Origin of the sequence: Desulfopila inferna (genome assembly GCF_016919005.1) — a bacterium.
Classification (GTDB): Bacteria; Desulfobacterota; Desulfobulbia; order Desulfobulbales; family Desulfocapsaceae; genus Desulfopila_A; species Desulfopila_A inferna.
The window spans coordinates 1-1,382 of record NZ_JAFFQE010000022.1 but is presented as its reverse complement, the minus strand read 5'-3'; the positions used below and the strand labels follow the sequence as shown (position 1 = coordinate 1,382).

Genomic DNA, 1,382 nt, shown 5'->3' with positions numbered 1-1,382 from the left:
TGAGGTGTATACTGTTGCTGTTCACAGGCGAGAAGCTATTCTCGCCTGTTGTACACAACTAGCCATATAGGGTATGAATATATCCGCAGGCTGAGCGGGGGGCAGAACTGCTGCCCCCCGGCGATTGCGGATTCCGGTTGCCTCGGCCATGATGCTTACCTGAATGGCCAGCCCGGGGGGAAAGGAGCAAACCCATACTTTCTTTCATGATCCGGCCAAAACCTGTTGCCCTTATCGCGGTCGCGATAATCGCGGCAGCTGGCAATACCTTTTTTGCAGAGGGTCGAAATATATTCATATTTAATGAATTCTTTGAACGCAGGGTTTTTTTCCGGCTCAAAAACAACTTCTCTGCTGGGTGACCATTCGCTTTCGCCAATGCCGGTGCCGGGACCTTTCTGAAAGTTTCGCCTCGAAGGTCCGTCCGGGAGAGTGTCTCTCCGCTGGCGGGGATTATAGATATCCTGCCGCCGATCCTTATAAACCGCCAGAGCGATAACCCCAATGGCCGAATAATCCCCCCAGGCCGCGGCATAGGAGTCTTCCATGCCGGTGAAATAAAAACGGTTGACTCGATCCCTGCCTGTGCGCCATCCTTCATATCCGCCAGTCTGGTAAGGTTCGAGGACATACATACGTTCCTGGCGGCCAAGGTATGATTTTGTGCCGGAAATGATATTGCGGCCATCCACGGCAATGACAACTCCGATGCGGGAGCCGCTACGGTTGTGGATTTGTATCCGGTAGCGTTCATCATCTCGCGCTTCCACATAATTGCGTTTTTCGCCCCCCCTGCCGAAACCGGCATCATATTTGGTCAGCACCCCACGATGATCGGAAATGATGTCAACGTCGACAGCGGAATAATGTTCAAGGCTACGTGCCGCTACCTGGCCGTAGCTGAGCATCATAGCGGCGAAGATTAGGATCGCGGCCCTGATTTGCAAATGCATTTTTCTCATAATATACCTCCCTGATTTGAAGAGTTTCCCTGAAGCGTCTTTTTACCTGCAGCCTTTATTGTAATATGGGAGAGGGTAAAAAAAAGCCGACATCGGGTGATGTATTGTTGATTTCAGCGTCTTAACAGAGAGGGATGGCACACCGTTCCCGGGTTCTGCTATGCTGTCTCTATTGACTGACAGACGGCGGAATACGGTCGAGGGGGTGAAGCCGGACAGGAGGGCGGAGAATGGGTATGTCTACGTTTTCAGGGCGAGGCTTGAGATTGGATGAAGGGCACTGTGAAGTCTGTATCGCCCCGCTGTCGGATAGCGATGAGAATCTTTTCACCTGCGCGGGCAAACTGTTGCCGGAAAAATTGTGCAGGCCAGCATGATCTTTAACAGAAAGCGGTTTGCAGGGTAGAAATTGGCTGAAAA

1 protein-coding gene is annotated in these 1,382 nt (G+C 51.8%); it reads right to left on the bottom strand.

All coding sequences use genetic code 11. The annotated features are described in order from the left end of the window. Positions 1–155: 155 nt before the first annotated feature. Positions 156–962 carry a hypothetical protein gene (locus JWG88_RS21245; protein WP_205235825.1) on the bottom strand — a complete coding sequence of 269 codons (807 nt, stop codon included), beginning with the start codon at positions 960–962 and terminating at the stop codon, positions 156–158. Positions 963–1,382: the final 420 nt, after the last annotated feature.